Here is a 15,038-nt window from a genome sequence, read left to right on the forward strand (position 1 = left end):
CCGCGCCGCCTCTCTAACCCCGGCGCGTCCCGTCCGCGAGGGCCTTGAATGGGGGCCTCGAATGGGGGCCTTGAGTGCGGGGGCGAAACGCGTTATCTCTTCATCGCCCTCGTCACAAGGTCAGCGCCACAGCGCGCCCGTGAGCCGCGAGGGTCCTGCCAAAACGGTTTCGCCACCCTGATCCACGGGCCCCTCGCCGCAGCGCGGCCCGCCCTTCGGCGCCCGTCCCCCGGGTGCTTGGCACAGAACCGGCCCTCCCACCTTCTCCGTCGGTTGCAAGACACCCCATGACGCCACATCCCGACGCCCTCGCCGATCTCGAGACCGCGGAGCCGGCCGATGATCTGCCGACCATGCCCGCCGCCCTCGAAGGCGTCCGCGAGGTCAAGCTCCAGGACCTCAAGTCGAAGACGCCGACCGATCTGACGGCCTTCGCCGAGGAGGTCGAGGTCGAGAACGCCTCGACCATGCGCAAGCAGGAGTTGATGTTCGCGATCCTGAAGCAGCTCGCTGCCAAGGAGGTCGAGATCATCGGCTCGGGCACCGTCGAGGTGCTGCAGGACGGCTTCGGCTTCCTGCGCTCCTCCGACTCGAACTACCTGCCGGGCCCCGACGACATCTACATCTCGCCGACCCAGATCCGCCGCTTCGGCCTGCGCACCGGCGACACCGTCGAGGGCCCGATCCGCGGCCCCAAGGACGGCGAGCGTTATTTTGCTCTTCTCAAAGTCAACACCATCAACTTCGAGAACCCGGAAAAGATCAAGCACAAGGTCCATTTCGACAACCTGACGCCGCTCTTCCCGACGAAGCGCTTCAAGCTCGAACTGGACAACCCGACCAAGAAGGATTTCTCGCCGCGGATCATCGACATCGTGGCGCCGATCGGCAAGGGCCAGCGCGCCCTGATCGTGGCGCCGCCGCGCACGGGCAAGACCGTGCTGATGCAGAACATCGCCCAGTCGATCACCCTCAACCACCCCGAGTGCTACCTGATCGTGCTGCTCATCGACGAGCGGCCCGAGGAGGTCACCGACATGCAGCGCTCGGTGAAGGGCGAGGTCATCGCCTCGACCTTCGACGAGCCGGCCACCCGCCACGTGCAGGTCGCCGAGATGGTGATCGAGAAGGCCAAGCGCCTCGTGGAGCACGGCCGCGACGTCGTGATCCTGCTCGATTCGATCACCCGGCTCGGCCGCGCCTACAACACCGTGGTGCCGTCCTCCGGCAAGGTGCTCACCGGCGGCGTCGACGCCAACGCCCTGCAGCGGCCCAAGCGCTTCTTCGGCGCCGCCCGCAACATCGAGGAGGGCGGCTCGCTCTCGATCATCGCCACCGCGCTGATCGACACCGGCTCGCGCATGGACGAGGTGATCTTCGAGGAGTTCAAGGGCACCGGCAACTCGGAGATCATCCTGGACCGCAAGGTCTCGGACAAGCGCATCTTCCCGGCGATCGACATCACCCGCTCCGGCACCCGCAAGGAGGAGCTGCTGGTCCCGCCGGACGCCCTCAAGAAGACCTACGTGCTGCGCCGCATCCTCAACCCGATGGGCGTCACCGACGCGATCGAGTTCCTGATGGACAAGCTCCGCCAGACCAAGAGCAACGGCGACTTCTTCGACTCGATGAACACCTGAGGCGCGTCCGGGCGCGTCTCCCTTCCCCCTCTCGGACTCCTGTATTCACTCATCTCTGGCCGAGGCGCGCTCTCCGCCCCGCAAGGGGCGACGGGCGACACAGGTTTGAGGTCTCAGCGAGCTCGCCGGTCAGATCGGCGGGGCTCGGCCCCCCTCTCCCGTGCGTGAGAGGGGGCCCTGTCGCGCTGGGTCGTGATCCGCGTGCCTTGAACCTGTGTCGCCCGTCGCCGCAAGGGGGAGGGAGAGACGCTTCCGGATGCCATCGCGCCATCCGCCCTGTCCCGCCACGGCACGGATAGGCCAGACCGCGCAACCGGGCCGTTGACCTTCCCCTAACCGATCCCTGCCAAGGTCTGCATCGGGCGCCAGGTTGCGTATCGGCCCCGCGACAGCCCCGCCGGCCGGTTCATCCCGGCGGCGGGGCTCGTCGCAGCCCCCCGTGTGCGGGCTGTTTTGCGGGCTGCCTTGCGCCCGCCCCCGGATCCGTGACACTGGCGCGATGCCGCGCTCGCCCTGGCTCCGTCCGGACCCGCTCCTCCTCGCCTCGACCAGCCCGACACGGCGCCTCCTGCTGGAGAGCGCCGCCCTGCCGGTCGAGACCGCCGCCCCCGACGTGGACGAGCGCGCCCTGGAGGCGGCGAGCCGGACCCTGTCCCCCCCCGACCTCGCCCTGACGCTCGCCCGCGCCAAGGCGGCTTCGGTGGCGGCCCGGTTCCCCGGGCGGCTCGTCATCGGCGCCGATCAGGTGCTCGACCTCGACGGCACGGTGTTCCACAAGCCCGCCGATGCCGCCGCGGCCCGGGCGCAGCTCGCCCGGCTCGCCGGCCGCACCCACGCCCTGCATGCCGCCGTCGTGCTGGCCGGAACCGTGGAGGACGCCTTCGTGGAGACCGCCCGGCTGACCCTGCGGCCCCTCGATGACCGGGCGATCGCGGCCTATGTGGACTGCGCGGGCGCGGAACGGGTACGGGCGAGCGTCGGCGGCTACCAGCTCGAAGGGCCGGGGATCCACCTGTTCGAATCGGTCGTCGGCGACCACAGTACCGTGCTGGGCCTGCCGCTGCTGCCGCTCCTCGCCCGCCTGCGCGCCACCGGTTGCCTGGACTTCTGACGGCGCCGGGCGGAAGGAACGGGTGTCCGGAGGGCTCAGCCCTTCTGGGGGCCGGAGCCACGTCCGAGACACCCGGGCTCCGCCCTGGACCCGCAAAAGGTCCCGGACCTCTTGAAACCCTGACTTGTCCCAACGATCGAACGGAGCATCGTCTTGGCCGGGCACGATCATTCCCACGGATCCCACGCGCATGGTGGCCATGGGCACGGAGGTCACGGGCACGGAGGTCACGGGCACGGAGGTCATGGCGGCCACGCCCATGCGCCAAAAAATTTCGGGCCGGCCTTCGCCATCGGCATCGTGCTCAACACCGGATTCGTGGTGATCGAGGCGGCCTACGGCTATCTCGCCAACTCCATGTCGCTCGTGGCCGATGCTGGCCACAACCTCTCGGACGTTCTGGGCCTCGCGGCCGCCTGGATCGCCGCCATCCTGGTGCGCCGCCGCGCCAGCGCCCGCTTCACCTACGGGTATCGCGGCTCCTCGATCCTGGCCGCCCTGTTCAACGCCGTGTTCCTGCTGATCGCCATGGGGGCGGTGATCTGGGAGGCGCTGGTCCGCTTGGTCCATCCGGAACCGGTCGCCGGGACCATCGTGATGGTGGTGGCGGCCGTCGGGATCCTGGTCAACGGCCTGACCGCGTGGCTGTTCGCCAGCGGCGCCAAGGGCGACATCAACATCCGTGGCGCCTTCCTGCACATGGCGGCCGACGCCGCCGTCTCGGCCGGGGTCGTGGTCGCGGGCCTCGTGATCCAGCTCACCGGCTATGCCTGGCTCGATCCCGCGGTCAGCCTCGTCATCGCGGCCCTGGTGGTCTGGGCGACCTGGGGCCTCCTGCGCGACAGCGTGGCCATGTCCCTCGACGCCGTGCCCCCGGAGATCTCCCCGGATGCGGTGACCGGCTTCCTGCGCGACCGGCCCGGGGTGGTCGATCTGCACGACCTGCACATCTGGCCCATGAGCACCACCAGCGTCGCCCTCACGGTCCATCTGGTGATCGCCGAGGACCATCCGGAGCATCGGACACCCGGCAACGGCTTCCTCACCGAGACCGCCGAGGGCCTGCGCGCCCGCTTCGGCATCGGCCACGCCACCCTGCAGATCGAGGCGGCCGGCGGCCCGGCCTGCCGCCTCGCCGAGGCGTGCGCGGCGTGACCGGAGCCCCGATCCCCCGGGCCTTCGTGGTCGGACACCCGATCGCCCATTCGCGCTCGCCGCTGATCCACGGCCACTGGCTGGCCGCCCACGGCCTCCCGGGCTCCTACGAGCGCCTGGACGTGGCGCCGGCGGCGTTTCCGGCCTTCCTCCGTTCGCTGCCGGACTCGGGCTTCCGGGGCGGCAACGTCACGATCCCCCACAAGGAGGCGGCCTTCGCGCTGGCCGACACCCTCACGCCGCGGGCGGAAAAGATCGGCGCGGTCAACACCCTGGTGGTCGGGCCGGACGGCCGGATCGGCGGCGACAACACCGACGCGCCGGGCTTCTGCGCCCATCTGGACCACAGCCTGGGCGAAGGCTGGCCGGGGCGCGCGGGCGGGACCGCCGTGGTGCTGGGCGCCGGCGGCGCGGCCCGGGCGATCGTGGTCGGGCTGGCCGAGCGGGGCCTGCGCCGGATCCTCGTGGCCAACCGCACCCCGGCCCGGGCCGAGGGCGTGGCCGCCCTGGCGCCGGGCATCGGCGCGGCCCTCGCCTGGGACGATCTGCCGGCGGCGCTTGCCGGGGCGGGGCTCCTGGTCAACACCACCTCGCTGGGCATGCGGGGCCAGCCGCCCCTCGACCTCGACCTCGCGCCGCTGCCGGCCTCCGCGGCGGTGGCCGACATCGTCTACGCCCCGCTGGAGACGGCGCTGCTGGCGGCGGCACGCCGGCGCGGGCTCGCGGCGGTGGACGGGCTCGGCATGCTGCTGCACCAGGCGGTGCCGGGCTTCGAGGCCTGGTTCGGCCCGCGCCCCACCGTCACCCCCGCGTTGCGCGCCAAGATCGTGGCGGACCTCGCCGGATGAGGCCGGGCGGTCCCGTCAGCGGTCCCGTCATCGGTCCCATCATCTTGGGCCTGACCGGCTCGATCGGCATGGGCAAGTCGGCCACCGCCGGGATGTTCGCGGCGCTCGGCGTCCCGGTCCACGACGCCGACGCCGCCGTCCACGCCCTCTACGGGCCCGGCGGCGAGGCGGCCGCGGCGATCGGGGCGGCCTTTCCGGGGGTGCGCGATCCGCGCGGCGGCGTCGACCGCGCCCGCCTGCGCGACGCGGTGCTGGGCGATCCCGATCGGATGGCCGCCCTCGAGGCCCTCGTCCACCCGCTGGTCCGGGCGGCCAGCACCGCCTTCCTGGCGCGGCACGCGGCGGCGCCGCTGGTCGTCCTCGACATCCCGCTCCTCTACGAGACCGGGGGCGAGACCCGCTGCGACGCGGTCGCGGTGGTCAGCGCCCCCCCGGAGGTCCAGCGCGCCCGGGTGCTCGCCCGCCCCGGCATGAATGAGGCGGCTTTCGCGGCGATCCTGGCCAAGCAGATGCCCGATGCCGAGAAGCGCGCCCGGGCGGATTTCGTGATCGACACGGGCGGGGGTTTTCCGGCGGCCGAGGCCGAGGTGGCGCGGATCGTGGCCCGGCTCACCGAGGGGCGTGCGCCGCCACACCGGGCCGGAGGGTGACGCATCCGCGCCGCTGCATATCTGTGGTTGCAGCTCTCCCCGGGGCGTTCCGGCCGCTTGGTGGACGTGATGGTGCGGTATCTCGCAATGACCGGACGAATCCTGGCCGTGACGGTGCTCACCCTGCTGGGGGCGGCTGCCATGCCGGCCCGGGCCCAGGACGCCGCCGCCTGCCCGCCCCCGAAGAAGATCGCGGCCGGCGCCTGCGTCACCGCCTGCCCGGGCGGGTACGAGGACCAGGGGCGTGTCTGCGTCTACCGCAACATGTCGCGCTAGGCAGTCGGGTACGGCAGGTTAACCGCGCCGGCTTATCCCGTTAGGGTCCGGTCCCCTAAAACATGCCGAGTCGCCCCATGCTGCGCGAGATCGTCCTCGACACCGAGACCACCGGCACGGAGGCGAAGGGCGGCGACCGGCTGATCGAGATCGGCGCGGTCGAGCTGCTCAACCACATCCCCACCGGGCGCAGCTTCCACCGCTACTGCAACCCGCAGCGGGCGGTCTCCGAGGGCGCCTTCAAGGTCCACGGCCTGTCGGACGCGTTCCTCGCCGACAAGCCGCTCTTCGCCGGGATCGTCGGCGAGCTGCTGGCCTTCCTGGGCGACGGGCGCCTCGTGATCCACAACGCGCCCTTCGATGTCGGCTTCCTCAACATGGAATACGCCCGGCTCGGGGCCGACGCCCCGCCGCCGATCCGGCTGGAGGAGGTGGTCGACACCCTGCCCATGGCCCGGCGCAAGCACCCGGGGGCGGCCAACAACCTCGACGCCCTCTGCGCCCGCTACGGCATCGACAACACCAAGCGCACCAAGCACGGGGCGCTCCTCGACGCGCAGATCCTGGCCGAGGTCTATGTCGAGCTGCTCGGCGGCAAGCAGACCAGCCTGGGATTGCTGGATGCGGGGACCGCCGCGCCGGGCGCCGGGCCGCGCGCCCCCGCGGCCGTCCCGGCGGCGCCCCGGCCCTACCGCAGCCGCCTGACCGACGCGGAGCGCGCCCGCCATGACGGCTTCCGGGCGAGCCTCGGTCCTGCCGCGATCTGGGCCGAGTACATCGGGACGGACGAGCCGGCCTGACCCGCCGGTCCCGTGCGCCGGGCTGACCCGCGGTGCCGGGTGTTGCCGCGGCGCACAGCGGCGTTTATTGCGATGCACAATCGAGGTCGGCGTTCCATCGGGTCCGGTGGTGAGGATGGTCCATGCGGTGGCATCGGCGCACAGCTCCCGGCCGCGACAGCAACGCTGAGGCAGTGAGGCGCGCAGGCATGACCGACGATCCCGGCCGCCGCGACGGGGAGCGCGACCCCAGGATCGGCGCCTCGCCCTTCGCCGACATGATCGAGGCCACCCGGCTGACCGGGCTCGGCCGCCTGGACGAGGCCACCGCGCTGATCCAGCGCAGCTTCCGCGGCGCGGACGCCGCGGCGCCGCCCCGGGGCGATTCGCCCCCGCGCCCGGATGCGGCCGGGCCCGGGACAGCGCAGGATCCGGCAGCCGAATCCGTCACGCGGGTGCGCGAGGTGGTCGGTCAGGTCATGCGCGGCCTCGGCCCCGTGCTGAAAGGGCTGGGCAAGCCCCTGCGGCAGCCCGCACCGCCCCCCGATCAGCCCGGTACCCCGGCGGGGGGCAGCTTCCTGTCCCTGAGCCACGCGGAGGCCGCCGGCAGCCGCGACTACAGGCTGTTCGTCCCGAGCCGTCCGGAGACCCCCGCGCCTCTGGTCGTCATGCTGCACGGCTGTACGCAGAACCCGGACGATTTCGCCGCCGGGACCGGCATGAACGCCCTGGCCGAGCGGGCGGGCGTGTTCGTCGCCTATCCGGCACAGAGCCGTCAGGCCCATGCCCAGCGCTGCTGGAACTGGTACGACCCCCGCGACCAGGCCCGCGGATCCGGCGAGCCGGCGATCATCGCCGGTCTCACCCGGGCGGTGATGGCCGACCATCCCATCGACCCGGCCCGGGTCTACATCGCCGGCCTGTCGGCGGGGGGCGCGGCCGCCCTGAACATCGCCCGGGCCTATCCGGACCTGTTCGCCGCCGTGGGCGTGCATTCGGGCCTCGCGGCCGGCTGCGCCCGCGACCTCGGCTCGGCCCTGATGGCCATGCAGGTCGGCGCGCCGGGCCTCGGCACCACGACGCCGTTCGGGGCACCCGCCCCGGCGACGCGCGTGCCCACGATCGTCTTCCACGGCGAGGATGACGGGACGGTGAGCGTGCGCAACGCCGATCAGGTGCTGGCGCAGGCCAACGTGGCGGGGCTGACCGGGCGGTCCGAGACCATCGAGGGCCGCGGCCATCCCTTCACCCGCACCCGCTACCGGGACGGGTCCGGCCGGGTGGTGGTGGAGGATTGGCGGGTGCGCGGCGCCGGCCACGCCTGGTCGGGCGGCCGCCCCGAGGGCAGCTACACGGATCGCGAGGGTCCCGATGCCTCCCGGGCGATGCTCGACTTCTTCGCCGAGCACCGGCTCGGCCCGCAAGGCCGGTAAGGGGTTCCCAAAGGGCTGTGCCCTTTGGCGGGTCGCCAGGGCGGAGCCCCGGCCCGAGACGGGCTCCGCCCGCTTGCAGGGCCCTGCCCTGCACCCGCAAAAGGTCCCGGACCTTCTGAAACCAGGACTTTCCATGCCTGCATCGATCCCGACCCTCGACGGCCTCGCCCAGGTGGCGGAGCGCTACGACCTGATCCTCTGCGATGTCTGGGGCGTCCTGCACGACGGCCAGACGGCCCACGCCGCCGCCGGCGCGGCGCTGATCCGCTTCCGCGACCTGCCGGGACCGCGGCCGCGCCGGGTGGTCCTGGTGTCGAACGCCCCCCGGCCCGGGGACGGGGTGGGCCGCATCCTCGACCGGTTCGGCGTGCCGCGGGCGGCCTACGACGCGATCCTGACCTCGGGCGACCTCACCCGCGACCTCATCGCGGCGCGCCCCGGCGCCCGGATCCGCCACCTCGGGCCGGAGCGGGACCTCGGCATCTTCCAGGGGCTCGACCTCAGCCTCGTCCCGGAGGCGGAGGCCGATCTCGTCGTCTGCACGGGCCTGTTCGACGACCGCAGCGAGACCGCGGACGATTACCGGCCCGAACTGACGCGCCTCGCCGCCCGCGGGCTGACCCTGATCTGCGCCAATCCCGACCTCGTGGTCGAGAGCGGCAACCGCCTGATCCCCTGCGCGGGCCTGCTGGCGGCGGCCTATGCGGAGCTCGGCGGCGCCGTGGTCTATGCCGGCAAGCCGCACCGGCCGGTCTACGCGGCGGCCCTGGCCAAGGGTGCCGCCCTCACCGGCGCCCCGGTGGACCCGGCCCGGGTCCTGGCGATCGGCGACGCGATCCGCACCGACATCGCCGGCGCCCGCGGCTTCGGCCTCGCGAGCCTGCTGGTCGCCCGGGGCATCCACGCGGAGGAACTCGGCGTCACGGCCGAGCACCACCGGCTGGGCGACGTGGCGGACTGGCTCAGCCGGCAGGCGGTGCATCCCGACGCGGTGATCGAGCGGCTGGTCTGGTAGCGCGCCCGGGCCGCCGCCGATGGTCCGGCTGGACAGACGGATCCGTTCGTGCTGCCGCGCGCCCTCCCTCTCGCGCAGAGGGGAAAGGGGGACGCGTGTGGATACGGAAAGAGCATGTGTGGCGGTTCGGTCACCGCGTTGATGTGTCGGCTAACGATCACCCCGCCACGCGGCGCGGAGCCGATGCGGCCGGGACGGGTGATCGCGCCGGTCGCGGGCCTCGTCCCGGACCCGGGGCGGAATTCAGGCCTTGGCGATAGTTAGCCGCCCTGTCACATGCAAAACCATGCCCGGACGCGCGCGGAGACGCTACACGACCTTCCTCGTCTCCGTAACGCCGGAGCGGTCCGGCAAGGCGTCGAGCCCCCGGGTCTACGCGGTGATGAAGTCCAGCGCCGAGGAGGCCCTGGCGGCGGTGCGCAACCTGGCCGAGGCGCCGGCTTCCGTCGCCCTCGTGGGCAGCCTGTCCACCCGGGTGGCGAAGGCCCTCAAGCTGAAGCCCGACGAGCCGCGCCCGGTGTGACGCGGATCGGCCGCCAAGCCCGTCAATCCACCGCGAGCCGGTAGCCGACGCCCCGGACGGTCTGCAGGAAGACCGGGTTGGCCGGATCGACCTCCGTCTTGCGGCGCAGGCGGTTGATCTGCACGTCGACGGTCCGCTCCGCCGCGGCGCCCCCGGGTCCGGCGAGCTGCTCGCGCTCCACGTTGGCGCCGCCGGCCATGGCCAGGATCGTCAGGATCTCGCGCTCGCGCTCGGTGATGCGGATCAGCGCGTCGTCCCGGCGCAGCTCGCCCCGGTCGATCCGGAACGCGAACGGCCCAAAGGTCACGGCCTCGGCCGCGGCCTCCCGGGGGCGCGGGCTGCGCTTGATGATGTTGGTGAGCCGCAGCGTCAGCTCCCGCGGCTCGAACGGCTTGGGCAGGTAGTCGTCCGCGCCGATCTCCAGGCCCATCACCCGGTCGTTGGGGTTGGAGCGCGCGGTGAGCATCAGGATCGGCACCCGGGAGGTCTCGCGCACGCTCCGGGCGTAATCGAAGCCGTTCTCGCCGGGCATCATCACGTCGAGCACCATCGCGTCGAACACGACGCTCTGGGCCCGGGCCCGGGCCTCGGCGGCGCTCGCCGCCGCGGTGACGCGAAACCCCTGGTCGGTGAGGTAGCGGGCGAGGAGTTCGCGCAGGCGGCGGTCGTCGTCGACCACCAGGACGTGCGGCGCCTCGTCGGGCAGGTCGGCCCGGGGAGCCGCCGTCACGCGCCGCCGCCCGCATGGGCCACGCGCCGGGCCATCAGGCTCCGGACCGCCGCCCTGTCCTCCGGCTCGATCATCGCCATCAAGAAATCCTCCGGCGAGCCCCGCGCGTCCGGCGCGGCCAGCGCCCGGGCGAGGCGGCGCGCCTGGACCCGGGTCAGGTCGGCGGCCAGCTCCGCGCCGGACGGCGTGCAGTAGAGCAGGCGCTGGCGCCGGTCGCTCGGGCCGGGCTTCTGGGCGACGTAGCCCTGGCCGATCAGGTCCTTGAGCACCCGGTTGAGGCTCTGCTTGGTGATGCGCAGGATGTCGAGGAGTTCGGCGATGGTCAGGCCCGGATAGCGGTCGACGAAGTGCAGCACCCGGTGATGCGCCCGGCCGAAGCCGTAGGCCGCCAGGATCCGGTCGGGATCGCCCACGAAATCGCGATAGGCGAAGAACAGGAGTTCGATCAGGTCGTCGCTGCCGAGGGTGGCCGGGACGGGGGGCGCCGCGAAGGTTTCCGCGCCCGGGGCTGTCCGTGTCACGGCGCGGCCGCTCCCAACGGGTGATAGGTCAGTCCCCGTGACGTTTCCCAAGCGGGCCGAGGCCCGTCAACCCTGTCCGGTCAACCCGGGCCCGCCACCCGGCCGCCGTCGGGGCCAGGGCCCGGACCCGCCGCGACGGAACGGAGCCTGTTCGTACCGCCCCCGGTCCGCGCGGTCCCCGGGACGGTGCTCCCCGGACCGGCCCGCTTGCGGACCGTCCGACCGCTCCGCTACGCATCCCGGGTCGGGCAGAGGGAGCGGTGGAAGACATGGCCGAAGCAGTCGAATCGGGACGCCGCCTCTGGATCCGCGATCCGCGCGCCATCCTGGCGGCGGGCGCGGGGGGCGGGATCGTCGTGGCGGGCAGCCGGATCGTCGAGCTCGTGGCGGCGGGCGCCCGGCCGGCCGCCCCGGTGGACGAGACCTTCGACGCCGCGCGCCACGTGGTCATCCCCGGGCTGATCAACACCCATCACCACGCCTTCCAGACCCTGACCCGCGCCCATCCGATCGCGATCAACAAACCGCTCTTCCCCTGGCTGAAGGCGCTCTACACGATCTGGGGGCGGATCACCCCCGAGGCGTTCCGGCTCGCCACCCGGGTCGCCTATACCGAGCTGCTGCTCTCCGGCTGCACCACGGCGGGCGACCACCATTACCTGTTCCCGAAGGGGCTGGAGGATTCGGTCGACGTCCAGGTCGACGAGGCCCGGGCGCTCGGAATCCGCGCGGCGATCACCCGCGGCTCCATGAGCCTGTCCGACCGGGAGGGCGGCCTGCCCCCCGCGGCGCTGACGCAGGACGACGACACGATCCTTGCGGATTGCGAGCGGGTGCTGAACCTGTTCCACGATCCGGCCCCGGGGGCGATGGTCCAGATCGGGCTGGCCCCCTGCTCGCCCTTCGCGGTGACCCAGCGCCTGATGCGCGAGAGCGCGACCCTCGCCGCCCGCCACGGCTGCCGCCTGCACACCCATCTCGGCGAGACGCTCGACGAGGACGCCTATTGCCTGTCGATGTTCGGCTGCCGGCCGGTGGAGTATCTGGAACAGGTCGGCTGGCTGAACGACCGGGTCTGGCTCGCCCACGGCATCCATTTCAACGACGCCGAGGTCGCCCGGCTGGGCAAGGCGGGGGTCGGCGTGTGCCATTGCCCGACCTCGAACATGACCCTGGCGTCGGGGCGCTGCCGCACCTGCGAGCTGGAGGCGGCGGGCTCCCCCGTGGGGCTCGGGGTCGACGGCTCGGCCTCGAACGACAGCTCGAACCTGATGGAGGGAGTGCGCCACGCGCTGATGCTGAGCCGGCTCACCTACGGGGCTGAGGCGGTGACGCATCGCGACGCGCTGCGCTGGGCCACGGAGGGTTCGGCCGCCTGCCTCGGCCGCACCGATATCGGCCGGATCGAACCGGGCCGGGAGGCCGACCTCGCCCTGTTCACCCTGGAGGAGCTGCGCTTCTCCGGCGCCCACGACCCGCTGGCGGCGCTGGTCCTGTGCGGCGCCACCCGGGCCGACCGGGTGATGGTGGCGGGACGCTGGCGGGTGATCGACGGGCAGCCGCTCGGGGTCGATCTCGGCCGCCTGCGGGAAGATCATTCGCGGCTGGCGACGGAGCTGTTCGGGGACGCGTAGGTCCCGGTTTCAAAAGGTCCGGGACCCAGCCCTTTTAAGGTGTTCGGCGCAGCGATTTGGGTGAGACGGGCCGCGCTCTCCTCCCCCCTTGCGGGGAGGAGTTGGAGGTGGGGGTGGTTCAGACGGCACCGGTACGCCTCATCCTGGACCACCCCCACCCCTGACCCCTCCCCGCACGGGGGAGGGGAAAGCGCCGATTTTTTTAAAGCGTTGGCGTCACGTGAAGCCGTATGAATCCGCTTGGCAAAACGTCCCGATCGCGACCCGATCAAACACCTTGAAAGGGCTGGTCTGTGACCTTTTGCGGGTGCCGGGCAGAGCCCTGCGGACGGTTGGGCAAGACATCCGAATCCGATAAGGGATTTCGAGCATGACGATCACCAGACTCACCGGCCCGGAGCCCGATCAGGATATCGGACGCGCCAAGACGGCAGCGGCACCTGTGTGCATCACGGATAGCGGCAAGCCTGGCCACGGCCTGCACGGCCTCGTGGAGGCCTTGGGGTTGCCGGCCGGCGTCGAAGATGTCGAGATCACGTTTCCGCGTTCCAGCGATCGGCCCAGGGCGGCCGATCTGTCCTGACCCCCTGGGACGCCTCCGCGCAGCCTTGATCTGGCCTTCGGAGGAAGGCGGCTCGCGGCCGCCCGCTGATCCTCAGAACAGCCCGTCGATCTGCCCGTCGGCGTCCAGCCGGATCGTGTCGGCGGCGGGCACCCGGGGGAGGCCCGGCATGGTCATGATCTCCCCGCAGATCGCCACCACGAACCCGGCCCCGGCGGAGAGCCGGACGTCGCGCACCCCCACGATATGCCCCTCGGGCGCACCCATCAGGCCGGGATCCGTGGAGAACGAGTACTGGGTCTTGGCCATGCAGATCGGCAGGTTGCCGTAGCCATCCTTCTCGAAGGCGGCGAGCTTCTGGGCCGCCTTGGTCTCGATCTGGATGTCGGCGGCGCCGTAGAGCTTGGTGGCGATGGCCCGGATCTTTTCCGCGAGCGGCGCCTCGGTCTCGTAGGCGTGGCGGATCGGCGCCGGCTCGGCCTCGCTGAGCGTCACCACGGCGCGGGCCAGCTCCTCGGCGCCGGCGCCGCCCTCGGCCCAGTGGCGGCAGGTGATCGCCTCCACGTCGAGCTTTTCGCGGCACAGCTCCTTGAGCCTGGCATGCTCAGCATCGGTGTCGGCGTAGAAATGGTTGACGCCGACCACCACCGGCAGGCCGAAACCGCGCAGGTTGGTGACGTGCCGGGCGAGATTCGCAAAACCCTTCTCCAGGGCGCCGATGTTCTCGGATCCGAGGCTCTTCTTGTCGACGCCGCCATGCATCTTGAGGGCGCGGATCGTCGCCACCACCACCACCGCCGAGGGGGTCAGGCCCGCCTGCCGGCACTTGATGTCCAAAAACTTCTCCGCGCCGAGATCGGCGCCGAAGCCGGCCTCCGTCACCGTGTAGTCGGCCAGCCGCAGGCCCGCCCGGGTGGCGATCACCGAGTTGCAGCCATGGGCGATGTTGGCGAAGGGGCCGCCGTGGATCAGGGCCGGGTTGCCCTCCAGGGTCTGCACGAGGTTGGGCTGCAGGGCGTCCTTGAGCAGCACCGTCATGGCGCCGGTCGCCTTCACGTCCTTGAGGGTGACGAGCTTGCGGTCCCGGGTCTCGGCGATGACGATCCGGCCGAGGCGCTCCTCCAGGTCGGCGAGGTCCTTGGCCAGGCAGAACACCGCCATCACCTCGGAGGCCACCGTGATGTCGAACCCGTCCTCCCGCGGAAACCCGTTGGCGACGCCGCCGAGCGACTGCGTGATCTGGCGCAGGGCCCGGTCGTTCATGTCGACCACCCGGCGCCAGTGGATCCGGCGCACGTCGATGTTGAGTTCGTTGGCCCAGTAGACGTGGTTGTCGATCAGCGCGGCCGCGAGGCTGTGGGCCGACGTGATGGCGTGGAAGTCGCCGGTGAAGTGCAGGTTGATCTGCTCCATCGGCACGACCTGCGCCTTGCCGCCGCCGGCCGCCCCGCCCTTCATGCCGAAGCACGGCCCGAGGGACGGCTCGCGCAGGCAGATCATGGTCTTCTGGCCGATGCGGTTCAGGGCGTCGCCCAGGCCCACCGTGGTGGTGGTCTTGCCCTCGCCCGCCGGCGTCGGGGAGATCGCCGTCACCAGCACGAGCTTGCCGGGTGTCCTGCCCTCGAGCCCGGCGATGTAGCCGTGGTCGAGCTTGGCGATGTGCTTGCCGTAATTGTGGAGCGCGTCATCCGGGATGCCGAGCGTCTCGGCGACCTGCGCGATTGGCTTCAGGGTCGCGGCGCGGGCGATCTCGATATCTGACGGCATGGGCGTTCCTCCCTGAGTCACGGGCTCTCGGCCCGCCGCCGGCTGTTGCCGTGCGGATGTCCAGCCCTGCAGGCGGCCGCCCGCGAACGGCTGCGCAGTGTGCGTCAAACGGAGGGGAAAAGCGCGTCGATTTTTATGAGGTGGCGGACAAAACAAGTTTTTTGGTTCGCAGCTTCGCAGTGGGCCCGCAGGGCGGTGCCGGACTGGCTTTCCTTCCCTTACCCTCATCCTGAGGTGCCCGCGTCAGCGGGCCTCAAGGAGGCCTCCAGGGATCGCGCGGCCGGCTGGAGGTCTCCTTCGAGGCCTCCGCTGCGCTCCGGCACCTCAGGATGAGGAGTGAGCGCTGGATCTTCGATCCTGCTAGGCTTTTCCTCCTCCGCCGGGACGAATCGGG

The 15,038-nt window shown here is 71.9% G+C and carries 15 protein-coding genes; 12 read left to right on the plus strand and 3 right to left on the minus strand.

What is annotated here, in order from left to right:
* Positions 1-287: 287 nt before the first annotated feature.
* From rho to AC3IF1_RS03120, 10 genes are all read left to right on the plus strand, one after another.
* Positions 288-1,640, plus strand: coding sequence for a transcription termination factor Rho (gene rho / locus AC3IF1_RS03075; RefSeq protein ID WP_243967529.1), 1,353 nt, complete (start codon positions 288-290; stop codon positions 1,638-1,640).
* Positions 1,641-2,139: 499 nt separating this feature from the next.
* Positions 2,140-2,751: a Maf family nucleotide pyrophosphatase gene (locus AC3IF1_RS03080; protein ID WP_489215761.1), complete on the plus strand. Its 612-nt coding sequence runs from the start codon at positions 2,140-2,142 to the stop codon at positions 2,749-2,751.
* A gap of 153 nt (positions 2,752-2,904) precedes the next feature.
* A complete protein-coding gene (locus AC3IF1_RS03085; RefSeq protein WP_489215763.1) occupies positions 2,905-3,906 on the plus strand; it encodes a cation diffusion facilitator family transporter in 1,002 nt (333 codons plus the stop codon).
* Positions 3,903-4,754 (plus strand): shikimate dehydrogenase, encoded by an 852-nt coding sequence (locus AC3IF1_RS03090; RefSeq protein ID WP_489215765.1) that lies wholly within the window; start codon positions 3,903-3,905, stop codon positions 4,752-4,754. The genes AC3IF1_RS03085 and AC3IF1_RS03090 overlap by 4 nt, the downstream gene beginning before the upstream one ends.
* Positions 4,751-5,404, plus strand: coding sequence for a dephospho-CoA kinase (gene coaE, locus AC3IF1_RS03095; RefSeq protein ID WP_489215767.1), 654 nt, complete (start codon positions 4,751-4,753; stop codon positions 5,402-5,404). Before AC3IF1_RS03090 ends, coaE begins: the two co-directional genes overlap by 4 nt.
* An 87-nt stretch (positions 5,405-5,491) precedes the next feature.
* Positions 5,492-5,680, plus strand: coding sequence for a hypothetical protein (locus AC3IF1_RS03100; protein WP_489215769.1), 189 nt, complete (start codon positions 5,492-5,494; stop codon positions 5,678-5,680).
* Positions 5,681-5,757: 77 nt separating this feature from the next.
* A complete protein-coding gene (dnaQ, locus tag AC3IF1_RS03105; protein ID WP_489215771.1) occupies positions 5,758-6,480 on the plus strand; it encodes a DNA polymerase III subunit epsilon in 723 nt (240 codons plus the stop codon).
* A gap of 188 nt (positions 6,481-6,668) precedes the next feature.
* The gene (locus AC3IF1_RS03110) at positions 6,669-7,892 is read left to right on the plus strand and encodes an extracellular catalytic domain type 1 short-chain-length polyhydroxyalkanoate depolymerase (RefSeq protein ID WP_489215773.1); all 1,224 of its coding nucleotides are present in this window, start codon (positions 6,669-6,671) and stop codon (positions 7,890-7,892) included.
* 133 nt (positions 7,893-8,025) lie between these two features.
* On the plus strand, positions 8,026-8,907 hold the full coding sequence (locus tag AC3IF1_RS03115) for a TIGR01459 family HAD-type hydrolase (RefSeq protein WP_489215775.1): 882 nt from the start codon (positions 8,026-8,028) through the stop codon (positions 8,905-8,907).
* 286 nt (positions 8,908-9,193) lie between these two features.
* On the plus strand, positions 9,194-9,430 hold the full coding sequence (locus AC3IF1_RS03120; RefSeq protein WP_489215777.1) for a hypothetical protein: 237 nt from the start codon (positions 9,194-9,196) through the stop codon (positions 9,428-9,430).
* A gap of 22 nt (positions 9,431-9,452) precedes the next feature.
* On the opposite strand, the gene AC3IF1_RS03125 is transcribed toward AC3IF1_RS03120, so the two are convergent.
* Positions 9,453-10,160 carry a response regulator gene (locus tag AC3IF1_RS03125; protein ID WP_243967540.1) on the minus strand — a complete coding sequence of 236 codons (708 nt, stop codon included), beginning with the start codon at positions 10,158-10,160 and terminating at the stop codon, positions 9,453-9,455.
* Entirely contained in the window at positions 10,157-10,681 is a 525-nt protein-coding gene (locus AC3IF1_RS03130; RefSeq protein WP_489215779.1) for a MarR family winged helix-turn-helix transcriptional regulator, read from the minus strand. The genes AC3IF1_RS03125 and AC3IF1_RS03130 overlap by 4 nt, the downstream gene beginning before the upstream one ends.
* Positions 10,682-10,950: 269 nt before the next feature.
* Here AC3IF1_RS03130 and AC3IF1_RS03135 point away from each other — a divergent pair, with 269 nt between their 5' ends.
* Positions 10,951-12,315: an 8-oxoguanine deaminase gene (locus AC3IF1_RS03135; protein WP_489215781.1), complete on the plus strand. Its 1,365-nt coding sequence runs from the start codon at positions 10,951-10,953 to the stop codon at positions 12,313-12,315.
* A 370-nt stretch (positions 12,316-12,685) separates the two neighbouring features.
* Complete coding sequence (locus tag AC3IF1_RS03140; RefSeq protein WP_489215783.1) at positions 12,686-12,898, plus strand: hypothetical protein; 213 nt, start codon at positions 12,686-12,688, stop codon at positions 12,896-12,898.
* Positions 12,899-12,970: 72 nt separating this feature from the next.
* Here AC3IF1_RS03140 and AC3IF1_RS03145 read toward each other — a convergent pair whose 3' ends face one another.
* The gene (locus tag AC3IF1_RS03145; RefSeq protein WP_489215785.1) at positions 12,971-14,644 is read right to left on the minus strand and encodes a formate--tetrahydrofolate ligase; all 1,674 of its coding nucleotides are present in this window, start codon (positions 14,642-14,644) and stop codon (positions 12,971-12,973) included.
* Positions 14,645-15,038 lie beyond the last annotated feature (394 nt).

The sequence above is a fragment of the Methylobacterium sp. E-012 genome, from assembly GCF_057836545.1.